At 66.9% G+C, this 22,240-nt stretch carries 18 protein-coding genes and 2 pseudogenes; 5 read left to right on the top strand and 15 right to left on the bottom strand.

The window, feature by feature from the left end; translation table 11 throughout:
* Window positions 1-59 precede the first annotated feature (59 nt).
* The 5 genes from WS69_RS14070 to WS69_RS14090 form a co-directional block, all read right to left on the bottom strand.
* On the bottom strand, window positions 60-956 hold the full coding sequence (locus WS69_RS14070; protein WP_059471365.1) for an MBL fold metallo-hydrolase: 897 nt from the start codon (window positions 954-956) through the stop codon (window positions 60-62).
* Window positions 957-961: 5 nt separating this feature from the next.
* Complete coding sequence (locus WS69_RS14075; RefSeq protein WP_059471366.1) at window positions 962-1,960, bottom strand: ketoacyl-ACP synthase III; 999 nt, start codon at window positions 1,958-1,960, stop codon at window positions 962-964.
* On the bottom strand, window positions 1,950-3,056 hold the full coding sequence (locus tag WS69_RS14080; RefSeq protein ID WP_059471367.1) for a 3-oxoacyl-ACP synthase III family protein: 1,107 nt from the start codon (window positions 3,054-3,056) through the stop codon (window positions 1,950-1,952). The genes WS69_RS14075 and WS69_RS14080 overlap by 11 nt, the downstream gene beginning before the upstream one ends.
* Window positions 3,056-3,940 carry a hypothetical protein gene (locus WS69_RS14085; protein WP_059471368.1) on the bottom strand — a complete coding sequence of 295 codons (885 nt, stop codon included), beginning with the start codon at window positions 3,938-3,940 and terminating at the stop codon, window positions 3,056-3,058. Before WS69_RS14085 ends, WS69_RS14080 begins: the two co-directional genes overlap by 1 nt.
* Window positions 3,941-4,019: 79 nt before the next feature.
* Entirely contained in the window at window positions 4,020-5,642 is a 1,623-nt protein-coding gene (locus WS69_RS14090; RefSeq protein WP_059471369.1) for an AMP-binding protein, read from the bottom strand.
* Between the two features lie 673 nt (window positions 5,643-6,315).
* Between WS69_RS14090 and WS69_RS33330 the strand changes: the two genes are divergently transcribed.
* Window positions 6,316-6,543, top strand: a complete 228-nt coding sequence (locus tag WS69_RS33330) for a hypothetical protein (RefSeq protein WP_156438138.1) — start codon at window positions 6,316-6,318, stop codon at window positions 6,541-6,543.
* Window positions 6,544-6,859: 316 nt separating this feature from the next.
* Here the strand turns inward: WS69_RS33330 and WS69_RS14100 are convergent, their stop codons facing one another.
* The 10 genes and pseudogenes from WS69_RS14100 to WS69_RS14145 all read right to left on the bottom strand — a co-directional run bounded on the left by WS69_RS14100 (window position 6,860) and on the right by WS69_RS14145 (window position 18,941).
* Window positions 6,860-9,391, bottom strand: a complete 2,532-nt coding sequence (locus WS69_RS14100) for an adenosylcobalamin-dependent ribonucleoside-diphosphate reductase (protein WP_059471371.1) — start codon at window positions 9,389-9,391, stop codon at window positions 6,860-6,862.
* A 394-nt stretch (window positions 9,392-9,785) separates the two neighbouring features.
* Complete coding sequence (locus WS69_RS35665) at window positions 9,786-11,090, bottom strand: acyl-CoA dehydrogenase family protein (RefSeq protein WP_442854904.1); 1,305 nt, start codon at window positions 11,088-11,090, stop codon at window positions 9,786-9,788.
* A complete protein-coding gene (locus tag WS69_RS14110) occupies window positions 11,063-11,629 on the bottom strand; it encodes a carboxymuconolactone decarboxylase family protein (RefSeq protein ID WP_059471372.1) in 567 nt (188 codons plus the stop codon). Before WS69_RS14110 ends, WS69_RS35665 begins: the two co-directional genes overlap by 28 nt.
* Before the next feature lie 157 nt (window positions 11,630-11,786).
* Window positions 11,787-12,741: pseudogene (locus WS69_RS14115) on the bottom strand (AraC family transcriptional regulator).
* 340 nt (window positions 12,742-13,081) lie between these two features.
* Window positions 13,082-14,722 carry a chaperonin GroEL gene (gene groL, locus WS69_RS14120; RefSeq protein WP_059471373.1) on the bottom strand — a complete coding sequence of 547 codons (1,641 nt, stop codon included), beginning with the start codon at window positions 14,720-14,722 and terminating at the stop codon, window positions 13,082-13,084.
* A gap of 13 nt (window positions 14,723-14,735) precedes the next feature.
* Window positions 14,736-15,026 carry a co-chaperone GroES gene (locus tag WS69_RS14125; protein ID WP_059471374.1) on the bottom strand — a complete coding sequence of 97 codons (291 nt, stop codon included), beginning with the start codon at window positions 15,024-15,026 and terminating at the stop codon, window positions 14,736-14,738.
* Window positions 15,027-15,192: 166 nt separating this feature from the next.
* On the bottom strand, window positions 15,193-15,606 hold the full coding sequence (locus tag WS69_RS14130; protein WP_059471375.1) for a hypothetical protein: 414 nt from the start codon (window positions 15,604-15,606) through the stop codon (window positions 15,193-15,195).
* Window positions 15,607-15,707: 101 nt separating this feature from the next.
* The gene (speB, locus tag WS69_RS14135; RefSeq protein WP_059471376.1) at window positions 15,708-16,670 is read right to left on the bottom strand and encodes an agmatinase; all 963 of its coding nucleotides are present in this window, start codon (window positions 16,668-16,670) and stop codon (window positions 15,708-15,710) included.
* Between the two features lie 130 nt (window positions 16,671-16,800).
* Window positions 16,801-18,291 (bottom strand): aldehyde dehydrogenase, encoded by a 1,491-nt coding sequence (locus WS69_RS14140; protein WP_059471377.1) that lies wholly within the window; start codon window positions 18,289-18,291, stop codon window positions 16,801-16,803.
* 98 nt (window positions 18,292-18,389) lie between these two features.
* A complete protein-coding gene (locus WS69_RS14145) occupies window positions 18,390-18,941 on the bottom strand; it encodes a cupin domain-containing protein (protein ID WP_059471378.1) in 552 nt (183 codons plus the stop codon).
* Between the two features lie 428 nt (window positions 18,942-19,369).
* Here WS69_RS14145 and WS69_RS34770 point away from each other — a divergent pair, with 428 nt between their 5' ends.
* The 4 genes and pseudogenes from WS69_RS34770 to WS69_RS31100 form a co-directional block, all read left to right on the top strand.
* Window positions 19,370-19,573, top strand: coding sequence for a hypothetical protein (locus tag WS69_RS34770; protein ID WP_071811507.1), 204 nt, complete (start codon window positions 19,370-19,372; stop codon window positions 19,571-19,573).
* A gap of 303 nt (window positions 19,574-19,876) precedes the next feature.
* Window positions 19,877-20,677 (top strand): gamma-glutamyl-gamma-aminobutyrate hydrolase family protein, encoded by an 801-nt coding sequence (locus WS69_RS14150; RefSeq protein ID WP_059471386.1) that lies wholly within the window; start codon window positions 19,877-19,879, stop codon window positions 20,675-20,677.
* Between the two features lie 26 nt (window positions 20,678-20,703).
* On the top strand, window positions 20,704-22,038 hold the full coding sequence (locus tag WS69_RS14155; protein WP_059471379.1) for a glutamine synthetase family protein: 1,335 nt from the start codon (window positions 20,704-20,706) through the stop codon (window positions 22,036-22,038).
* A 35-nt stretch (window positions 22,039-22,073) separates the two neighbouring features.
* Window positions 22,074-22,240 (top strand): annotated as a pseudogene (locus WS69_RS31100) (aspartate aminotransferase family protein); the annotation flags it as partial.

A 22,240-nucleotide genomic window follows, 5' to 3' on the forward strand; every position in this document is an offset into this window, starting at 1 on the left:
AGGCGAGCCGGCCGGTGAGGCAATCGACGCGGGCGTCGCCCGCGTCGGCGTTCGCGCGCCTATGCGGCGCGCTGGAACAGGTCGATCATTCGTTCCATGCTCTTCAGATGCAGCGTGCGCGGCACCACTTTCGCGCTGCGCGCCGCATAGCGCTCAGTCCATTGCTGCGCGAGCGCGCGCGTCGCGGCCGCGTCGCCGCGCGCCGCGCACGCTTCGTCGTTGCGCACCGCGAGGCCGGCCCGCGCGTGCCGGACCGCGTGCCGCGCGACGTCGCCGCCGATGATCCCGTGATGGCCCAGCGCAATCCGCGCGGCCTGCTGCCGCTCGATGACGGCGAGCGACTGCCGGTACGCGGGCAAATCCTGGAACACGAGCGGCAGCCACTGCGTCGGCCCGTGGTATTCGCCGAGCGCGTCCGACACGAACAGCAGGTCGAGCTGCGGGCAGTGATAGCCGAACAGGCAGACGCTGTGGCCCGGCAGCGCGATCGCGCGCATCCGCATCCCTTCGCCGATGTCGAGCGCCGTGCCCGGATTGACCGGGTACAGCGGGACTTCGGCCAGGTCCGCGAGATCGGCTTCGGTGATCGGCTCCCACGCAACGGACGCCTGAGCGTCGAGCTTTCTGATCGTCCTGCACGCGGACGGGCTCTGCAGCGCGTCGGCGGTGTCGGGCGAGCCGACGACGTGCAGCCACGGCATCCGCGGTTTCAGTGTTCCGAGCAGGCTGCAATGGTCGTAGTGCGAATGCGTGATCAGCCAGTAGCGCAGATGCCGGATGCCGCCGTAGTCCTTCAGCAGATCGTGAAGCTGTCGCCACACCAGCTCGGTCATGCCGCTCAACCCGCCTTCGATCAGCGTCGCGGCTTCGTCGTTGACGACCACGTACAGCGGCACTTCCGCGCTTCCGACGATGGCGAGCTGCGAGTCGATCCAGCCAGGGGTGCAGTGCTGCATGTCGTTCAGCTCCGATAGAGCGCGCACGCCCAGGTAGCGCCCGCGCCGTAGGTCACCAGCAGGTTCAGTTGCCCGGCTCGCATGCGCCCTTGCTCGTGCGCGAGCGCGAGCGCGACCGGAAACGCGGCGCTCGCCATGTTGCCGAGGTGCTCGACGGAGATCATGCAGCGCTCGCGCGGCAGGCCGAGCTGCTCGATCACCGCGTCGATGATCCGCAGGTTCGGCTGGTGCGGCACGACGAGCCCGATGTCGCCGAGCGTCAGCCTGTGCTTGTCCAGCATCTGACGACATGCGTCGACGATGCGGCGCGTCGCGTCCTCGAACATGTCCGCGCCGCGCATCCGGAAGTGGTGGCGGCCCGCTGCGATGTCGTCGGCATCGATGAAGTTCGGCCGCTTCGCGCCGGGCGCCTCCGTCTGCAGCAGATCGAATTGCGTGCCGTCCGCGCCGAGCGACAGGTCGAGCAGGCCGCGCGTCGCGTCAGCCTGCCCTTGCAGCACCATCGCGGCGGCGCCGTCGCTCAGCAGGATCGACAGGTTGCGGCCCGCGTTGCTCGTGTCGATCCGCCGCGACAGCGCTTCCGCGCAGATCAGCAGCACGTTGCGATACAGGTCGCTCGCGAGGAAATGCCGCGCGATTTCGATCCCGTACAGCCCGCCACTGCATTGCGCCCGGATGTCGAAGCACGGAATCTCGCGCAGCCCAAGCCGCGGCTGGATGTAGCACGCCTGCGACGGATCGTGATGATCCGGCGACAGCGTGTTGACGATCAGCAGGTCGATGTCGGCCGGCGTCACGCCGGCGTCGGCCATCGCCCGCTCGGCGGCCGGGCACGCGAGGTCCGCCAGTTGCTGGCCGGGCGCGAGGTAGCGGCGATGCAGCACGCCGGTGCGGGTGCGGATGAATTCGTCGCTCGTGTCGATGACGCTCGCGATCTCGTCGTTGTCCACGATCCGCTCCGGCAGCGCATACCCGAGCCCGGCGATGACGAGGTTACGCGGCATGATCGGCCTCCGCGGCATCGACGGTCGAATCCGCGTCGGTCACGACCGTTTCGCCCCAGCGCCATAGCTGCGCGCCGAAGCCCCAGCCGGCGCCCGCGCCCGCGATCACCACCTGCGAGCCCGGCTTGACGACGCCGCTGCGGATCGATTCGTAAAGCGCGAGCGGCACCGCGGCCGACACGAGGCACGCGCAGTCGGCAAGACGAATCACGTATTGGTCCGGCGCGAGACCGAGGCGCTGCGCCCACGCGCGCACGAGGATCTCCGACGGCTGATGGAACACCATCGCGTCGATGTCGTCCGTGTTCAGGCCGCTCTTGCGCAGCAGCCGGTCGACGATGTCGGGAATCGCCTCGGGCATGAAGCGCGCGATCTGCTCCTGCGCCTCCGGCTTCAGCGTGAAATACGCGCCGAAGCGCTCGGCCTGACGCTCCGCTTCGTCGCGGTTCGCCGCGGGCTTCGGGTAGCGCCATTGCATCGTCGCGAGATCGTAGTGCGTCGCGTCGCTGCGATAGACCGCGTTCAGCCAGTCGGCGCCTTGCGGATCGTGCGCGTCGGCGACGAGCACCGCGGCCGCCGCGCCGTCGCCGAACGTCGTCGACGACTTGCTCGCATAGTCGACGACCGACGACATCCGCTCCGACGAGCACACGAGCGCCCGCTTGACGCGCCCTTGCTTGATCAGGTTCGTCGCGAGCTGCAGTTGCAGCACGAAGCTCGCGCATTCCATTTCGACGTCGGCGTCGAGCGCGCGGTGCGCACCGAGCCGATCGCGCAGCGTGCGCGCGAGCCGCGGCGCGAAGCGCCTTGCGCCGCCTTCGGCGGTGACGAACGGCGACGTGATGTTGAACAGCACGAGATCGAGATCGGCCGCCTCGACGTCTGCGCGCGCGAGCGCCTGGCGCGCCGTGTGCTCCGCCATCGCCAGCTCGGATTCGCCCGCGCGCGGATCGATCACGTAGCGCGATTTGATTCCCCAGAAGTGCCACCACTCGGAAGGGATCGGCTCGACTTCGTCGAAAGCCGGATCGTCGTTGCGCAGCAACCGCGACGGCAGATTGCACGCCAAACTGGCCATACGAACGTTGTAGGACATCAGATCTCCATTGCGATGCATGCGATGCGCGGCTTGAACACGTCGAGCGTCAGCGCGGCGACGATCTGCGCGTCGCCGCGCGCGCCCGTGGCGCCGCTCGCGCGGGTCGCGAGCCAGGCGGGAAGCTGGAATGCGACGGGGATGTCAGCTGCGCCGTCGATCACGTCGACGCGCGATTCGCTCGCGAAGCCGGCGTCGTCCGACAGCCAGCCGCGCAGCCACGACTCACGAAACAGTTCGGACACGTGCGCATCGACTTTGCCGCGCACGTCGCCGACGACCGCGCGCACGGCCGCGTCGGCGTTGCCCGGCTGCGTGCGAAAGCGGCCGGCCGCGGGATCGAAGCCGCTGTCGAAGCGCGCGACGACGCCGGTCTCGTGCGCGTGGCGCGCGGGCACGGCGTCGAGCGTCGCGAGGCTCGTCGCGTCGAGATCCGCGTAGCTCGCGTGATAGCGATCGTCGCGTCCGGACGTCAGCACGATTGCGCCCGCGCCGTCGGTGAAGCCGCTCGACTCGGCGCCGTCGACGTCGGCCAGCGCCTCTGCCTTCACGACGAGCGCGCGTCGGTAGCCGAGCTGACGGCAATGGCTCTGCACGAAATCGAGCGCGAGCGTCCAGTCCGCGTCGAGCAGATCGAACACGGCCGCGTTGGCCGCGCGCAGATCGCGCTGCACCGGATGCGCGAGGCGCGGCCCCGCGATGGGCGCCGCGTCCGCCATCCGGTTCGGAGAAACCGACAAACTGACGATGAGATCGAGCTCCGACGGCAGGCAGCGCGCTTTCGAGAGCGCCTGCCTCGCCGCCTTGACCGCATAGTCGTTCGCAAACGGAAGCGCGTGCTTCGCGCCGTCCGATACCGCAATACCCGCTCCTAGTATTTTCATGTCGCTTCGATCTTGTGTGGGTTTGGCGTTGTCGATGCCGATCGCCGGCCGCGCGCGGCGCCGCCGGCCCGCGCGGCCGTCAGGCCGCTTGCGCGTCCTCGGCCGCCTGTCGCAGCTTGAAGCGCTGCAGCTTGCCGGACTCGTTGCGCGGCAGTCCGCTCGCGTGATACTCGATGCGCCGCGGATACTTGTAAGGCGCGATCAGCGCCTTCACGTGCTGCTGGAGCGCCGCCGTCAACGCATCGGAGCCGCTCACGCCGGGGCGCAGCACGACGTGCGCGCACACGACCGTGCCGCCGCGCTCGTCGGGCGCACCGACGACACCGCACTCGAGCACGTCCGCGTGGCGCAGCATCGCTTCCTCGACTTCGGCGGGCGAAATGGTGTAGCCGAGGCTGATGATCAGATCGTCGGCGCGCGCCTGGTAGAACAGGTAGCCTTCCTCGTCGAGATACGCGGCATCGCCCGTCAAGTTCCAGCCGTGCTGCACGTAGTCGCCCTGCCGCGCGTCGTTCAGATAGCGGCAGCCGGTCGGCCCCTGCACCGCGAGGCGGCCGACGTGGTAAGGCGGCAGACGCTCGCCGTGCTCGTCGAGGATCGCGAGCCGGTAGCCGGGCACCGCCTTTCCGATCGCCCCTTCCTTCGCCCGCGCTTCATCCGCCGACGCGAAGATGTGCAGCATCTCGGTCGCGCCGATGCCATCGATGATGCGGATGCCCGTCCGGGCCAGCCACGCGTTGCGCGTCGGCACCGGCAGCGCCTCGCCCGCGCACACGCATTTGCGCAGGCTCGAGATGTCATGATCGTCGACGGCGTCGAGCATCGCGCGATAGGCGGCCGGCGCGGTGAAGAGGATGCTGACGTGATGCGCGTCGATCGCGGCGAGCAACCGCTCCGGCTTCGCCCGCTGCAACAGCACGACGCTCGCGCCGACGCTCAGCGGAAACAGCAGCAGTGCGCCGAGGCCGAACGTAAACGCGAGCGGCGGCGAGCCGCAGAACACGTCGTCCGCGTCGGGCTTCAGCACGTGCTGCGGGAAGCAATGGCAGATCGCCATCACGTCTCGATGGAAATGCACGGTCGCCTTCGGCCGCCCGGTCGTGCCGGACGTGAACGCGACGATGCACGGATCGTCGGCGCGCGTGTCGGCCGTCTCGAACGTGGCCGGGTACTCGCGCATCAACCGCTCGAACGCGCCAGTCTCGTCCGCTTCGTAGCAGCGGACGAATTCGACGCCGGGCGCGGCCGCCATGGCCGCCTGCAATTCCGCCGAGACCGATGCCTCGCAGAGCGCATGCGAAACCTTCGCCTGCGCGATGACTTTCGACAACTCGCCCGCGCGCAGCAGCGGCATCGTCGTCACGGCAACGCCGCCCGCCTTGACGATCGCGAACCACGCGGCGGCGAGGAACGGATGATTGGTTCCGTGCAGCAGCACCCGGTTGCCCGGAACGAGGCCGCCGTCGCGCACCAGCATGTTCGCGATCCGGTTGCTGTATTCGAACAGATCGCGATACGACCACGCGACGCCGGATTCGGTCTTGATCGCGACGCGATCGCCCCAGCCGCGCTCGGTCACGGCGGCATCGAGGAGCGCCGCCGCGCAATTGATGCGCGCCGGAAACTGCAGGTCCGGCAACTCGAAGACGAACTCCGGCAGATCGGTTGTTGCAGGCAGATTCATGCGGCAAAAGTTGTCCATCGTCAGTGCTCACGAGAAGTTGACTGAGAAACCGGGGTGATTCGGCGCCGCGCGCGCCATCCGACGCGGACCGGACGCCGGCGAAGCCGCGCGTGCCGCGTGCCGGCTTCGTCGATCGAGCGCGCTCCGATCGATCGCGGGCCTGCGTCCGCCGACGCTCGCCTCACCGTTTCCCCGACGGCGCAGGCGGCGGCATTCTCGTCGCGGCCACTCATCGCATTCGAATTCCGGAAGACAATGACCACCGCAACCGGCGATTCATCGGAAGCGCTCGGATTGAAATTTCGAATTCATCCAATTCAGGCCGGCACATCCCGAAATTCGATCATTTCAATCCACTGAACCATTTCAAATAATTTTCATGACCTGAAAATATCTTTCCGCCAATCTTGAGCGCGCAATATTAAAAACAAATTTCAGAAAAATAAAGCCCTTGCCTGAAAACACTGTCCTAAATAGTCGACTATTCAACCCCCCAATGCATTGGGGCCCGGGGATTACTAGCCCCCCTCCATTTCGTTGACTTGTCAAAAATCCGGAAATATCGTTTTATGGCAGCCAACATACTTCAGATAAAGTTCGCCCGAGCAAGTTTATGTTTCAAATATCGAAACAACGACTTTCATCTTTTTATACTTCGCTTTTCAATTCGCTCCATTGAATCAAAATTCAATTGAATGGCGTGTTCCAAGCATTGATCCATTCAACCACCCAATCAGAAAATTTCGGCCACACGATCGAATCTTCATTCGGTCAATACGCGATGGCCGAATCGGCGCGCACGCGACGCATTGATCCCCCCGCACCGCTCGGTTCGAACGAGGACGCAAACGGGTTCATTCGCCGCGCGGATAGGCCGCTGCCGCTCGGGCAGCCGAGCGATCCGGTTGAATCGAATTGAAACGGGGCAGACCGGAAGTTGGAGAGGCCGGGCCGACGCCGATCCCGTTCTCGTGATGCTTCGGTGGAAAATCGGCGCGTCGCGCGGCGCTCGGACGATGCGCGCAATGGCAGCCGAGTCGAAATCGATTGCTTCGTCCATCTCGCCGTCCCGTAGTGCGGACATCGCACGCGGGCGCCGACGCGACAGTGCGACAGCGCCTATCGGACGAAGCGATCGTGAATCGAAGCGCCGCGCGCGATCGATAGCCCCGCACGGCCGAGCTTCGTGGAAATCGCGCGCCGGCTACTGCGCCGGCGCGCGCCTCGAACAGCAGTCAACCGCAGGCGCCGATCTCGCCGCACGCGGTGCAGAAATCGCAGCCGTCCTTGCGGATCACCGCATTCGCGCCGCACGAGTTGCATTTGCGCCCGAACATCGGGCGCAGTCCGGCGGCGTTGCGCGTGGCCGCAACCGTCTCGTCGGCGCTTTCGCCACCCGCCGATTCCGTCTCGGCGGCGAGCATCGCGGCGACCGCGTGCGAATCCGCACCGCCGCGCGGCAGCGTCGCGAGCAGGCGCGACGGCACCTGATTGCCTTCCGCATCGAGGAAGCCGCGACGATGCAGGATCTGCTGGATCGCGAAGCTGAGCGCCGCGACCTCGGAATCGTGCCACAGCGGGATGCGCCGGCCGTCGAGCCGCTGCGTCTCGCCGAGCCGCACCTGCCCGCGGTCCCACGACACCTTGCGCAGATCCTGCAGATTGCGTGCGACGAAGCCGCCGCGCGCGGCGAGCGACAGCGAACGCATCGTCGCCGTGATCCATTGCTGCGACTCGTCGCGCTGGCCGACCGGGATGAAGAATTCGATCGGCCGCTCGATCGTCACCTCTTCGCCGCCGATGCGCCCCGTCACTTCCATGAACGACACCGCGACGTACAGCGATTTCTTGCCGAGCTGCGTCAAGTATTCGACCTTCTCGATCACGGCGGGAAGCTCGCCCTTCGGCCGGTGGTCGATCGCGATCCGCAGCGGATCGAGGTCCGCCTCCGTCAGCGTGTCCTCCGGCTCGGACGTGTGCAGCACCGCGCCGAGCGTCTCGTTCGGCCGATACGTCGCGAGTCCCTTCAGGCCGCTCTTCCACGCGTCGAAATAGAGACTCTCGAAATCGTCGAACGGATAATCGGCGGGCACGTTGACCGTCTTCGAGATCGACGTGTCGACGTACGGCTGCACGGCCGCCATCATCGCGAGATGGTCGTGCGCGGACATCTGCAGCGCGCTGACGAAATAGTCTGGCAGCGCGTCGACGTCGCCGCCCAGCTCGCGATACAGCCGGTACGCGTAATCCTCGACGGCGAACGTCTGGCGGCTGCCGTCCGCCATGACCTTCGTGCGCTGATAGGTCCACGAGAACGCGGGCTCGATGCCGTTCGACGCGTTGTCCGCGAACGCGAGGCTCACGGTGCCCGTCGGCGCGATCGACAGCAAGTGGCTGTTGCGAATGCCGTCGCGCCGGATCGCGTTCTGGATGTCGTCGGGCAGGCGCGACGCGAACGTGCCCGCTTCGAGATACCGGTCCGCGTCGAAAAGCGGAAACGCGCCGCGCTCGCGCGCGAGCTCGACCGACGCGCCATACGCCGCGTCACGCATCTCGCGCCCGACGCGCGCGGCGAAATCGCGGCCTTCCTGCGAGTCGTAGCGCAGGCCGAGCATCACGAGCGTGTCGCCGAGGCCCGTGAAGCCGATGCCGATCCGCCGCTTCTGTTCCGCCTCGTGGCGCTGCTCGGGCAGCGGCCACAGCGTCACGTCGAGCACGTCGTCGAGAAAGCGCACCTGCGTGCGCGTGCGCTCGGCGAGCGCATCCCAGTCGAACAGGCTGTCGCCGCCTTGCAGTTGCGCGAACGGGTCGATCACGAAGCGCGTCAGGTTGAGCGGCCCGAGATTGCAGCAGCCGTATGCGGGCAGCGGCTGCTCGCCGCACGGATTCGTCGCACGAATCGTCTCCGCCGCGCGCAGGTTGTTGTCGTCGTTCATCTTCGAGATGAACACGACGCCCGGCTCGGCGACGTCGTACGTCGAGCGCATGATCTTGTCCCAGATCGCGCGCGCGCGCTTTTCCGCATAGACCCACATCCCGTCGTCGCGCCGATGCAGGTCGTCCGCCGCGCGCCGTGCGGGCGACGGCTCCGCACGATGCACGAGCTGCCAGGGCAGGTCCTGCTCGACCGCATCCATGAACGCATCGGTGATCGCGACCGAGATGTTGAAGTTGTTCCAGCGGCCCTTCGAGTGCTTCGCTTCGATGAATTCGAGCAGATCCGGATGATCGCAATCGAGCACCGCCATCTGCGCGCCGCGCCGTGCGCCCGCGCTTTCGACGGTGCGGCACGACGCGTCGAACACGTCGATGTAGCTGCACGGCCCGGACGCGCTAGAGCCCGTCGAGTGCACGTACGCGCCGCGCGGGCGAATCGCCGAGAAGTTGTAGCCGACCCCGCCGCCGCGTCGCATCGTCTCGGCCGCCTGCAGCAGCGCTACGTAGATGCCGGGCAGCCCGCGCTCGTCGACGCCCTGGATGCAGTCGCCGACCGGCTGCACGAAGCAGTTGATCAGCGTCGCCGCGATCGAGCTGCCCGCCGCGCTCATGATCCGGCCCGCGCCCAGCGCGCCGCGCTGCAGGTGCTCGACGAAGCGCGCCTCGATTTCGTCGCGCAGCGCGGCGGGCTCCGCCTGCGCGACGCCGTGCGCGACACGGCGATAGATGTCGTCGACCGTCCGCTCGTCGCCCTTCGCGTATTTTTCCAGCAGCACGTCGGTGGAGAATTGTTGCGGAGCGAGGTGGAGCTCGGATGCGATGGTCGCCATGGACAGCCTCTCTACGGCATTGCGCGTGGATCATGGGCTCGACACGCCGGCCACCGGCACGTGGCGATCGAGAGCGGCGCGTCGCCGCATTCGACGACCATACCGCAGCCGCCATTCCGCCGCAATCGGCGGCGCGCGGCCGCCGCGCGGAAAACTACGGCCGGATCAACGGAAAGCCGACGAGCGATGGGAAATCGGGGCGCCGGGTACGCATTGTCGCGCAACGGGTAGCAAGTTGCTTGCCGCTTCGCAGCATGCGTGCGGCGCGCACGCGCGCTCCGCACGGGCACGGGCTTGGGCTTGGGCTTGGGCTTGGGCTTGGGCTTGGGCTTGGGCTTGGGCACGGCGCATGCACGCGCCGAGCCGGCGATGCGTGAGGCGACCGCGCGTCGCGTCACGCGCGCGCCTTCGTCCAGCGGGCAACCGCGGCCCGCGCGAGCGCATCGAGCGCGAGCCCGATCGCGCCGATCGCCCTCGCCCGAGCGCATCTCGAAGCCTCCGCGCGCCGCCGCACGCGCGGCAATCGTCCACACGCCGGCCGTCCCGCCGCGCCCGTCGAGCAGCACGATCCGGTCCGCGACGCGCAGCGCCTCGTCGATGTCGTGCGTGACGAGCACGGTTGCCGCCCGCGTGTCGGCGGCGACGCGCAGCAGCGGGTCCTGCATGTCGGTGCGCGTCGCGGCGTCGAGCGCGCCGAACGGCTCGTCAAGCAGCAGCACTTGCGGCCGCCGCTCGCCTGCAATTCGAGCTGCACAGCCGTTTGCGCGAGCTCGGCGAGCGCGATCCGGATCTCGAAGAGCCGTGCGCGCTGCGCGCCGAACGTGCCGTCGCGCAGCCCGGCGACGAGACGCTCGACGGTCGCATCGAGCATGTCGCTCGCGGCGGCGATTTCCATATCGAGCACGCGGCGCGCGGCGCCCGCCGAGCAGCGCGCCTCGTCGAGCGAGCGGCTCGCGAGCCCGATCGCCATCGCGCATTGCATCCCGAGAAACGCGGGGCGTACGACAGGCAGGAACGCGTGCGCATCGTCGTGAATCCGCCAGCGCGCGTCGAGCGCGACGTCGTCGAACCGCAGCGCGGCCGTATTGCTGCCGCGCAACGCGATCAGATCGAGGTCGTCGCTTCTCGTGAGACCGGCCACATCGCCGCGCACCGCGAAGATCGACGCCGCGCGCCCTTCGTGCGCAACCGCGACCGCGACGAGCGCACCGCCCGGCCGCACGTTCGTCACCCAAGGCAACGCGCCGTTCAGACGCCATGCTTCGGAAGACGAAGGATCCGGTGTCGCGTCGAGCTGTAACGATTCGATCCCCTGTAGATACTTCATCGCATTCGACAGGCCGGTCGCGCCGGCCGCTTCGCCGTTCAGCAGCGACGGCAGCCAGCGCGCGCGCAGCTCGGCATTCGCGCTGTGCAGCAGATATTCGATGAAGGTCCGCCGCGCCCAGCACACGAACGCGGCCGTCAGCGAATGCCGGGCGAGCGCGGCGATCGTCGCGACCGCCTCGACGACGTCGGCCGACGCGCCGTCGCGCTCGGGCACGCCCGCGCGAAACGCGCCCGCCGCGGCGAGGCGCGGCACGAGCGGCTGTTTCGATGCGGACGACGCGTCGAGCGACGCCGCGTGCGCATCGAGCCAGCCGGTCAGCGCCGGATCGAGCGCGATCCGGGTCAGGCGGGTTGCGTGCGAGGTTCCCATCGGTAGGCGGCCAGTTCAGGATTCAATTCGTTCTGCGCGAGATTGCTCGCGAAGTTGCAGAGCGTCGCGAGGCTCACACCGAGCACGATCTCGAGCGCGTTCGCGCGCGTGAAGCCTGCGGCGAGGAACGCATCGAACCGTGCGTCGCTGACCGCGCCGCGCGTCGCGATCACCGCGCGCGTGAACGTCGCGATCGCCGCGAGACGCGCGTCGGCGGGCGGCTCGCCCGCGCGCAGCGCATCGACGTCCGCATTCGGGACGTGCGCCTTCTTCAGCGCGACCGCGGTATGCCCGGCGACGCAGAAACCGCAGCCGTGCGTCGCGGCGGCCGTGATCTGCACGGCTTCGCGCTCGGCGAGCGTGAGGCCGCTGCGACCGTTGATCTCGGCGACGGTCAGATAGGTTTCGAGCGCCGTCGGCGCGTTCGCGAGCGATGCGACGAGATTCGGCAGGAAGCCGTTGTTGTTCAGCGTCCGGGTGAGATACGAGACGCTCGCTTCGGGCGCATCGCTCGGCGTGAGAAGAGGAAGTCCGCTCATGTGAGGCTCCGGATGGGATGCACCATTGTCCGAAGCTCGCCGACGGCGGGCAATGCGCGAAGGTCTTCGAGTGCTGCGAATTCGTCCACGCGTGCGAAGCGGCGAACGAAAGCACGAAGCGGACGCTTCCGCGTAACGTCGAAGCGACGGAACCCGCTCAATGCAATGCGGCGTTCGCTCCAGCGGCATGCGGGCCGTCGGCCGCGCGGCGGGGCGGCGGCGCACCGCCCTGCTCGCGCCGGTATGCGCCCGGCTGCAGCCCAACGGTTCGCTTGAACGCATGCGCGAACGCCGATTCCGACTGGTAGCCGACCCATTCGGCGACGCGCGCGATCGCCTCGCCCTGCCGCAGCATCTCGGCCGCGATCTTCATCCGGATCAGCGTGACGAATTGCGCGGGCGGCTGGCCGCACGCATCGACGAAGCGCTTGAAGAACGTCGCGCGGGACATGTGCGCGAACGACGCCATTACATCGGTCGTCCATGGGTCGCCCGGCCGGTCGATGACGGCCGCGATCAGGCTCGCGAATTCGGCGCGGCGCATCAGCGGCGCGAGGCCGCTCGCGAGCGAATCGTCGTCGACCGCGTCGCGCACCGCGTAGAAGAACAGCAGTTCGGTCAGCCGCGCGATCAGCGGCGACGGCTCGTCGAACGAGCCGGGCATCGCCGCCTCAGTGCGGATCAGCCCGACGATCGCATGGATCTGTTCGGCCGCCGCGCTGTCGCGCCGAACCACGAGGCAATCGGGCAAGTACGATGCGATCCAGTCGCTCGAGCCGTTGCGAAACGCGAGAAAGCCGCATGCGAGGCCGACCGCGCCCGGCGCGCCGGGATCGAAGGCCGTGCGCACGGCGTCGCGCCGGACGTCAGCGCATGCGGGAGATCGCGCATCAGGAACACCGCGTCGCCCTCGGCGAGCGGCACGCTCGCGCGGCCATCGGAGATATGCAGCCGCAGCCGCCATGCAGCACGACGTGGAAGCTCGCCCGCGCGCGGCCGGCCGTCGACGCGCGCCAGCCGTCGCCGCAGTATTGGCCGACGTGAAAGATCGAGCTGACGGGCTCGAGGCTCGACAGCAGCCAGTGGATGATCTTGTCTGTATGCGCCCGCATGCGTCGCGCCCCCGATCGTGTCGTGTTGGTCGAATGCGATGGTGATCGCATTACGTTAACGGCATCGCGCCGGCAGACAAACCAACGTTTCATTGGACGCTTATGAGCATGGGAAATAAATGCAACGCGGCAGGCGTCGAACGGTTCGGTTCGACGCCTGCCGCTTGGCGGGCATTCGGTTCGGTGTACGGCGCTTCGCTTTGCGTGCCGTGCGTCGTGCGTCACGCGTCACGTCCGATGCCGCGCACCGGCCTGCGTTACCGCGTCGCACCCAGGCGCGCTGCGTACAGGCGCGCGCCCGTCGAGCACGGCGCGCATCCACCGCCGCACCACGCGCTCCTCAGAAGTCGAAGCCCGGACCGCCCGCGCCAGGCACGCCCGCCGGCGCGGGCGACGACGCGTCCTTCGGCGCTTCGTGGACGGTCGCGTCCGTCGTCAGCAGCAGTCCCGCGACCGACGCCGCATTTTGCAGCGCGGTGCGCGTGACCTTCGTCGGATCGAGCACGCCTGATTCGACGAGGTCGCCGTATTCGCCCGTCGCCGCGTTGTAGCCGTAGTTGCCCTCGCCGGCCGCGACCGTCGCGACGACGACGCTCGCCTCTTCGCCCGCGTTCGCGACGATCTGGCGCAGCGGCTCTTCGAGCGCGCGCAGCACGATGTTGATGCCGGCCTTCTGATCGGCGTTCACGCCGACCAGATCCGCGATCGCCTGCTTCACGCGAATCAGCGCGACGCCGCCGCCCGGCACGATGCCTTCCTCGACGGCCGCGCGCGTCGCGTGCAGCGCATCGTCGACGCGATCCTTCTTCTCCTTCACTTCGATTTCGGTTGCGCCGCCGACCTTGATCACCGCGACGCCGCCCGCGAGCTTCGCGACGCGCTCCTGCAGCTTCTCGCGATCGTAGTCGGACGTCGCGTCAGCGATCTGCGCGCGGATCTGCTTCACGCGCGCCTCGATGTTCGGCTTGTCGCCCGCGCCGTCGATGAGCGTCGTGCTGTCCTTGCCGACCTCGATGCGCTTCGCGCGCCCGAGCTCGGCGAGCGTCGCCTTCTCGAGCGAGAGGCCGGTTTCCTCGGCGATCACCTGGCCGCCCGTCAGGATCGCGATGTCTTCCAGCAGCGCCTTGCGGCGGTCGCCGAAGCCGGGCGCCTTGACCGCAACGGTCTTCAGGATGCCTCGAATGTTGTTGACGACGAGCGTCGCCAGCGCTTCGCCCTCGACGTCCTCGGCGACGATGAGGAGCGGCCGCCCCGCTTTCGCGACCTGCTCGAGCACCGGCAGCAGATCGCGAATGTTCGAGATCTTCTTGTCGTGCAGCAGGATGAACGGCTCGTCGAGCACCGCGAGCTGGCGGTCGGGATTGTTGATGAAGTACGGCGACAGATAACCGCGATCGAACTGCAGCCCTTCGACGACATCGAGTTCGTCGGCGAGCGACTTGCCGTCCTCGACGGTGATCACGCCCTCCTTGCCGACGCGGTCGATCGCCTCGGCGATCCGCTGGCCGATCGATTCCTCGCCGTTCGCCGAAATCGTCGCGACCTGCGCGATCTCCTTGCTCGTCGTCGTCGGCTTGCTGATCTTCTTCAGCGCCTCGACCGCGGCCAGCACGGCCTTGTCGATCCCACGCTTCAGATCGAGCGGATTCAGGCCCGCGGCGACGTACTTCTGCCCTTCGCGAACGATCGCCTGCGCGAGCACGGTCGCGGTCGTCGTGCCGTCGCCCGCCGCATCGCTCGTCTTCGATGCGACTTCCTTCACGAGCTGCGCGCCGATGTTCTGCACCTTGTCCGCGAGCTCGATCTCCTTCGCGACCGACACGCCATCCTTCGTGACGACGGGCGCGCCGAAGCTGCGCTCGAGCACGACGTTGCGGCCTTTCGGGCCGAGCGTGACCTTCACCGCGTTCGCGAGTAGATTGACGCCTTCGACGAGCTTCGTGCGCGCGCCATCGTGAAAAATGATTTCTTTCGCTGCCATGACTCGGCGCTCCTCAGGAATGAACGACTGCGACGATTTCTTCTTCGCGCAGCACCAGCAATTCGTTGCCGTCGACCTTCACGGGCTGCCCGGCGTACTTGCCGAACAGCACGCGCTCGCCGACCTTCACGTCGGGTTCGACACGCTTGCCGTCGGCGTCGCGCCGGCCGGGGCCGACGGCGACGATCTCGCCCTGGTCGGGCTTTTCCGCCGCGCTGTCCGGGATGACGATGCCCGACGCGGTCTTGGTTTCCTGGTCGAGTCGCTTGACGACGACGCGATCGTGGAGCGGACGTAGGCTCATTCTCAGGTTTCCTTATCGAAGTCGTTGGCACTCGGGTTCGATGAGCGCCAGTCCGGTGTCGAGTATAGAAACGTGCAGCCGATCGCTCCAATAACGGATTGGCACAAACTTATCGGCGAATCGCATAAGGCGCGACCGGGCATCCATCGGCCGGCGGCCGGTTGCGCTAGATGAAGAACGTGTCGAGGAACGCCGCCGCTTCGTCCGAGATGCCGACGATCTTGTTGGTCGCCTGACGATAGAACTTGAAGTTGAGCTCGGTCGCGGGCTGACCGTCGCGCCGGTCCGCGAAACCTCCGAGTTCGTTTCGTCCGAGCGGCCGCTTCGCGCGCGCCGCGCGCTCGATGGCGACGCTCACGCGCGGCGTTTGCCGAGCCGCGCCGGGGATTTTCGCGATTGCTTCGACGAACGTCACGACGCCGCGCGCGATGAGGCCGCGCCCCCCCTCGTTCTCGCTCGCGAACACGAAGATCGTGTCGCCTTCGGCGATATGCTTGCCGCCGTACATCGTCTTTTGCGCAGTGAACGCGAACGTCTTCGCCTGCGGATCGCTCACTTCGGCTTTGATCGCAAATGCCATGCTTCGCCTCCGTTTGCGCCCAAATTTCGTTGTCGTCCCAGCCAGCCATTTGCGCGCCGCTCGCTCCCGAAATAGGAGCGAGCGCCATTCGGCACCGTCGGTCAGCGCGCGCCGACCTTGCGCTGCCGCCACAGGCACAGCAGATCGCACGCGATGTGCGCGGCCGCGATCGCGGTGATCTCGCTCTGGTCGTACGCGGGTGCGACTTCGACGACGTCCGCGCCGATCAGGTTCACGCCGCCGAGGCCGCGCACGATCGACAGCGCCTGCGCGGACGACAGCCCGCCCGCGACCGGCGTGCCCGTGCCCGGCGCGAACGCGGGATCGAGGCAGTCGATATCGAACGTCAGATAAGCGGGCCGGCCGCCGACGATCGACCGGATGCGTTCGAGCGCCGCGCGCGGACCGTGCTCGTGCACCCACGCGGCGTCGAGCACGTTGATGCCGAGATAGTCGTCGTTCCACGTGCGGATGCCGATCTGCACCGACGTCTTCGGATCGATCAGCCCTTCGTCGACCGCCTTGTAGAACATCGTGCCGTGATTGAGGCTGTCCGGATCGTCGTCGGCCCATGTGTCGCAGTGCGCGTCGAAATGGATCAGCGACAGCGGCCCGCCGTACTTCTGCGCGTGCGCAATCAGCAGCGGATACGTGATGTAGTGATCGCCGCCGAACGTCAGCATCTTCGCGTTCGATCGCAGGATCGTTTGCGCATGCTCGACGATCGCGGCCTTGATCGTCGGCGGATTGTGCGCGTCGAACCAGCAGTCGCCGTAGTCGATCACCGCGAGATCGTCGAACGGATCGAAGCCCCATGGATAGGGATGCAGCTCCGCGAGCTGCACGCTCGCCGCGCGCACCGCGGACGGGCCGAGGCGCGCGCCGGAGCGAAACGTCGTCGCGAGATCGAGCGGCACGCCGGACACGGCGACGTCGACGCCGTCGAGATCGCGACTGTAGTTGCGTCGCATGAACGACAGCACGCCCGCGTAGGTGTTTTCGATCGAGGAGCCGTAGAGAGATGGACGGCGGATCGCGCCGTCGCCATAGAGCGTTTCATTCATCGAATGACCCGATGGAGGAACCCGCTCGTTCGCGGTGCAGCGAGAGAAAAAGCGAACGCGCCGGCGGTCAGATTCATTGGGAATGCGGCGGCGTGATGCGTTCGCGCCGCCGCGCTGGCTTGCGAATCCTTTAGCGCAGCCGCACGAGCGTCGACTTCAGCTCGGTGTACTTCTCCAGTGCGTGCAACGACTTGTCGCGGCCGTTGCCCGATTGCTTGTAGCCGCCGAACGGGAAGTTCATGTCGCCCCCTTCGTCGTAGCAGTTGACCCATACCGTGCCCGCGCGCAACCGACGCGCGACTTCGTGCGCGGTCGTCAGGTTCGCGGTCCAAACCGCCGCACCGAGCCCGTAATCGCTGTCGTTCGCGATCCTCACCGCTTCGTCGACCGAATCGAACGTGATCACCGACAACACCGGGCCGAAGATTTCCTCGCGCGCGATCTTCGCGTCGGGCGTCGTATCGAACACGGTCGGCTCGATGTAGAAGCCGCCGCCCTTTTCGTTCACGCGCGCGCCGCCGAGCAGCAGCTTCGCTTCGCCGCGGCCCGACTCGATATAGCCGAGCACGCGTTCGAGCTGAACCTCATCGACGATCGCGCCCATCGACACGTTCGGATCGAGCGGATTGCCCGGCGTATACGCGCGCGCCGCGGCGACGAGCTTCTCGACGAACGCGTCCTTGATGTCGCGATGCACGAGGAGACGCGAGCCCGCCGTGCACATCTCGCCCATGTTGTAGAAGATCGCGCCCGCCGCCGCCTTCGCCGCGCGGTCGAGATCCGGGCAATCGGGCAGCACGATGTTCGGCGACTTGCCGCCGAGTTCGAGCCACACGCGCTTCAGGTTCGATTGCCCCGCGTACTGCATGATCAGCTTGCCGACGCCCGTTGACCCGGTGAACGCGAGACAGTCGACGTCGCGATGCAGCGCGAGCAGCTTGCCCGGCTCGCCGCCGCCCGGCACGACGTTGAACACGCCGGCCGGAACGCCCGCCTCGTGCGCGAGCTGCGCGACCTTGATCGCCGTGAGCGGCGATTTCTCCGAAGGCTTCAGCACGACGCTGTTGCCCGCGGCGAGCGCCGGCCCGAACTTCCACGACGCCATCAAGATTGGGAAATTCCATGGCACGACCGCGGCGACGACGCCGAGCGGCTCGCGCGTGACGAAGCCGACGAGATGATGATCGGCGGGCACCACTTCACCGCCGACCTTGTCGATCGCTTCCGCGAACCACTCGACGCAATACGCGGCGCCCGGCACGTCGACCGTCGTCGTGTCGCCGATCGGCTTGCCCGCGTCGAGCGTCTCGAGCAGCGACAGCTCGTCGAGGCGCTCGCGCATCAGCGCCGCCCAGCGCAGCAGGATCGCCTTGCGCTTGCGCGGGCTCAGGCCCGCCCACACCTGCGCGTCGAACGCGCGCCGCGCGGCGGTCACCGCCGCGTCGACGTCGGCCGCGCCGCAATCGGCGACCTTCACGAGCACGCGGCCGTCGATCGGGCTCACGCAATCGAACGTCTTGCCGCCGTGCGCGTCGCGATACGCGCCGTCGATGAATGCGCGCCCTTCGATCGCGAGCGTCGCAGCCTTGTCCTGCCAGTAAGCCAAAGTCGTCTTGTCCATCGGGATTGCCTCGTAGGATTTGATTCGCCATGCGTAACGACGTACGTGACGCCGCTCGCTTGCGGCGCGCGGCGGCGGCGAATCGCGTTGGCGCGTCGTCAGAAGGTGGGCGGCGAATTCGCCGACACGACCTCGCAGACGTGTTCCGCGCTGGGATTGCGAAAACGGTGCGGCAAGCGGCTCTCGAAGTAGTAGCTGTCTCCGGGATCGAGCAGCCACGTCGTGCCGTCGACGGTCAGCTCGATCTGCCCGGACACGACGACGCCGCCCTCGTGTCCCGCATGCGCGAGCATTTCCGGACCGGTGTCCGCGAGCGGCTGATAGACCTCGCGCATGATGCACATGTTGCGGTCCTTGACGCCGGAGCCCGCGAGATAGAAGCCGATCGCGTCGTTGCCGAGGTTCGGCATCTCGCCGCGGCGCGAGACGACCGAACGGTTCTCGTCGACTTCGAACGTGAAGAACTCCGCGAGACTCATCGGAATGCATTCGAGCAATTTCTTCAGCGATCCTACCGATGGACTGACGCGGTTCTGCTCGATCAGCGAGATGGTGCCGTTCGTGACGCCCGCGCGCTTCGCGAGCTCGCGCTGCGACAGACCGTACTTCACGCGCACGTGACGCAGGCGGGTGGCGACTTCATTGGACATCGATAGGGTTTCCGACACGATTGGTAGCGTCTACGACCGACGATTGCGTGGCTCGAGTGTCGAATATTCTAATCACTTTCAATTGATTTCTGTCCGGGAAAACCCTGCAAGGCGTTCGAAATAATGCACGCCGCGGCATGCAATCGCTTATGCAGGATCGATGCCCGCCACAGAAAGAACACAGTGATCCGTATTTTTGAAAAATATTTGACGCCGTTTTTGGCTCGTATATGCTGATCCACAGGTCGGCGTCACATCATCGTCATGTTGCAGCGCGTTCCGACGGTGTACGAAGTATGTAACGCGTTGGCGATCTTGCCGCCGGACCGCCGCCTCGATTTATTAAACGCCGAATGCGTTCGATGAACCGGGGTGTTCAAAACTTTCAACGTCACCAGTCGAGTGTAATCGTGAGAGTCCGTGGCCCTCTGGTAAGGTGGGATCGAAGACATGCGGCAAGCATCCCGCATGACGTCGCCCTCTCCGACGGCAGCAGCGGCGCGCTTGTTCCTCGCCTGCTTCCTTCCGTCTTCACCATCCTGTCCCGTCGTTCCGTACGACGTCACAACGCCGTCTCCGCACGCGCCTACATCGCCGTGCACATCGACGAAGTCGCCTCGCTTCTGCCATAGCGCCTCTCCTTCTGACGCGGTTCGCTTCGAGCGTATGCCCTGACGCCTGATCGGCGCAGCGGCGTGCCGCATCGTCGCGCGTGCGCTCGACCATCCACGTTGCGCCGCGCGTTCGATTCGAGCGAGCGTCATCCCCATTCGTTGCGTGCCGTGCGGTCGCCCGCTTGCTGCCGTCGCTCGTCCGTCGCGCCTCTCTCTCAGCGGCTTCGCGCATTGCGTGAAGCCGACGGGCCCTGTCACGCCTGCCGTATTGCGATTTCGATGCGCGATTCGCAATCCCGGCATTCATCGAACGTGAAATTCATGCAAAGCAAACCATTGGTCGGAATCATCGCGGATAAAACGATGATCGGCGCGCATCCATCGCACGTCGCCGGCGAGAAATACGTCTCGGCAATCGTCGACGGCGCAAACGCGCTCGCGATGCTCGTGCCCGCGCTCGGCGCGCGGCAAGCGACTCCGGACGTGCTCGCCGCCGTTGACGGACTGCTGTTTACCGGCAGCTATTCGAACGTCGAGCCGCATCGCTACGGCGGCCAGCCGAGCGCGCCCGGCACGCTGCACGACCCGTCGCGCGACGCGACGACGCTGCCGCTGCTGCGCGCGGCGATCGACGCCGGCGTGCCGGTGCTCGCGATCTGCCGCGGCTTCCAGGAGATGAACGTCGTGTTCGGCGGCACGCTGCATCAACAAGTGCATGCGGTCGAAGGCTTCGACGATCACCGCGAAGACAAGCGCGACGCGCTCGACGCGCAGTACGCGCCGGCGCACGCAATTCGGCTCGCGCCCGACGGGCTGCTGCAGCGCCTGCTCGGCGGCGCGGCCGACGCGCGCGTGAATTCGCTGCACAGCCAAGGCATCGCGCAATTGGGCGCGGGCCTCGCAATCGAAGCGGTCGCGCCCGACGGGCTCGTCGAAGCCGTCAGCGTGCCGGACGCACGCGCATTCGCGCTCGGCGTGCAATGGCATCCGGAGTGGAAGCACGCGGACGATCCGCTGTCCACCGCGATCTTCCGCGCGTTCGGCGACGCATGCCGCGACCGGATGCGCGCCCGAATGCAGAACGACGCCGACCTGCTGCCGGCGCATGCGGTTCACGCGTGAAACGGCCCACTACAACGAGAACGATCATGCAAGACATCGACGAATTCCTGAAGAAACATCGGATCACCGAAGTGGAAGCGATCATCCCCGACATGGCCGGCATCGCGCGCGGCAAGATCATTCCGCGCAGCAAGTTCGAAACCGGCGAATCGATGCGCCTGCCGCAGGCCGTGATGATCCAGACAGTCACCGGCGACTATCCGGAAGACGGCACACTGACGGGCGTCACCGATCCCGACATGGTGTGTCTGCCCGACGCGTCGACGATTCGCCTGATTCCGTGGGCGATCGATCCGACCGCGCAAGTGATCCACGATTGCGTGCACTTCGACGGCACGCCCGTCGAGATCTCGCCGCGCCGCGTGCTGCGCCGCGTGCTCGAGCTTTACAAGGCGAAAGGCTGGAAGCCCGTGATCGCGCCGGAGCTCGAGTTCTATCTGGTCGACATGAACAAGGACCCGGATCTCCCGCTCGCGCCGCCGATCGGCCGCACCGGGCGGCCGGAGACGGGACGCCAGTCGTATTCGATCGAAGCGGTCAACGAGTTCGACCCGCTGTTCGAGGATATCTACGAGTACTGCGAAGTGCAGGATCTCGAAGTCGACACGCTGATCCACGAAGTCGGCGCCGCGCAGATGGAGATCAACTTCCTGCACGGCGATCCGCTGAATCTCGCCGACCGCGTGTTCCTGTTCAAGCGCACGGTGCGCGAAGCGGCGCTGCGGCATCACATGTACGCGACGTTCATGGCGAAGCCGATGGAGAACGAGCCGGGCTCGGCGATGCACGTGCATCAGAGCATCGTCGACGAAGAGACCGGACGTAACCTCTTCACCGCCGCCGACGGCAGCCCGACCGACATGTTCTACGGGTACATCGCCGGGCTGCAGAAATACACGCCCGCGCTGATGCCGATCTTCGCGCCGTACATCAACTCGTATCGCCGGCTGTCCCGCTTCATGGCCGCGCCGATCAACGTGCAGTGGGGCTACGACAACCGCACGGTCGGCTTCCGGATTCCGCATTCGTCGTCGGTGTCGCGCCGCGTCGAGAACCGGATTCCGGGCGTCGACTGCAATCCGTATCTCGCGATCGCGGGCACGCTCGCGGCCGGCTACCTCGGCATGACGCAGCGCCTCGCGCCGACCGAGCCGCTCGTCAGCGACGGCTACAGCCTGCCGTACCAGTTGCCGCGCAATCTCGAAGAAGGCTTGACGCTGATGTCTGCGTGCGAGCCGCTCGCCGGGATCCTTGGCGAAAAGTTCGTGAAGGCCTATCTTGCGCTGAAGGAAACGGAGTACGAAGCATTTTTCCGCGTGATCAGCTCGTGGGAACGCAAGCATCTGCTGCTGCACGTCTGAACGCAAACGCAGCCGCATCTATACAGGAGGCAACGATGAGCTACCGACTGAACGAATCGGCATGGGTCCAGCCCGCCGCACCTGCGGCCGGCGCGCATGCCGAACAACGCCGCACGACCGCCGCATACCGCGCGCTCGACGCCGCGCATCACATCCATCCGTTTTCCGACATGGGCGCGCTCAATCGCGCCGGCAGCCGCAT

Origin of the sequence: Burkholderia sp. BDU5, from assembly GCF_001522845.1 — a bacterium.
Lineage (GTDB): Bacteria > Pseudomonadota > Gammaproteobacteria > Burkholderiales > Burkholderiaceae > Burkholderia > Burkholderia mayonis.

Excerpts from the sequence above, each read along its gene's own strand:
- WS69_RS14075 (WP_059471366.1), bottom strand. The coding sequence starts at position 1,960 with ATGCCGCGTAACCTCGTCATCGCCGGGCTCGGGTATGCGCTGCCGGAG.
- WS69_RS14140 (WP_059471377.1), bottom strand. The coding sequence starts at position 18,291 with ATGGACAAGACGACTTTGGCTTACTGGCAGGACAAGGCTGCGACGCTC.
- WS69_RS14155 (WP_059471379.1), top strand. The coding sequence starts at position 20,704 with ATGCAAGACATCGACGAATTCCTGAAGAAACATCGGATCACCGAAGTG.
- groL (WP_059471373.1), bottom strand. The coding sequence starts at position 14,722 with ATGGCAGCGAAAGAAATCATTTTTCACGATGGCGCGCGCACGAAGCTC.
- WS69_RS35665 (WP_442854904.1), bottom strand. The coding sequence starts at position 11,090 with ATGGGAACCTCGCACGCAACCCGCCTGACCCGGATCGCGCTCGATCCG.
- WS69_RS14130 (WP_059471375.1), bottom strand. The coding sequence starts at position 15,606 with ATGGCATTTGCGATCAAAGCCGAAGTGAGCGATCCGCAGGCGAAGACG.
- WS69_RS14110 (WP_059471372.1), bottom strand. The coding sequence starts at position 11,629 with ATGAGCGGACTTCCTCTTCTCACGCCGAGCGATGCGCCCGAAGCGAGC.
- WS69_RS14090 (WP_059471369.1), bottom strand. The coding sequence starts at position 5,642 with ATGGACAACTTTTGCCGCATGAATCTGCCTGCAACAACCGATCTGCCG.
- WS69_RS14085 (WP_059471368.1), bottom strand. The coding sequence starts at position 3,940 with ATGAAAATACTAGGAGCGGGTATTGCGGTATCGGACGGCGCGAAGCAC.
- WS69_RS14145 (WP_059471378.1), bottom strand. The coding sequence starts at position 18,941 with ATGTCCAATGAAGTCGCCACCCGCCTGCGTCACGTGCGCGTGAAGTAC.
- WS69_RS14100 (WP_059471371.1), bottom strand. The coding sequence starts at position 9,391 with ATGGCGACCATCGCATCCGAGCTCCACCTCGCTCCGCAACAATTCTCC.
- speB (WP_059471376.1), bottom strand. The coding sequence starts at position 16,670 with ATGAATGAAACGCTCTATGGCGACGGCGCGATCCGCCGTCCATCTCTC.
- WS69_RS14125 (WP_059471374.1), bottom strand. The coding sequence starts at position 15,026 with ATGAGCCTACGTCCGCTCCACGATCGCGTCGTCGTCAAGCGACTCGAC.
- WS69_RS14070 (WP_059471365.1), bottom strand. The coding sequence starts at position 956 with ATGCAGCACTGCACCCCTGGCTGGATCGACTCGCAGCTCGCCATCGTC.
- WS69_RS14080 (WP_059471367.1), bottom strand. The coding sequence starts at position 3,056 with ATGTCCTACAACGTTCGTATGGCCAGTTTGGCGTGCAATCTGCCGTCG.
- WS69_RS14150 (WP_059471386.1), top strand. The coding sequence starts at position 19,877 with ATGCAAAGCAAACCATTGGTCGGAATCATCGCGGATAAAACGATGATC.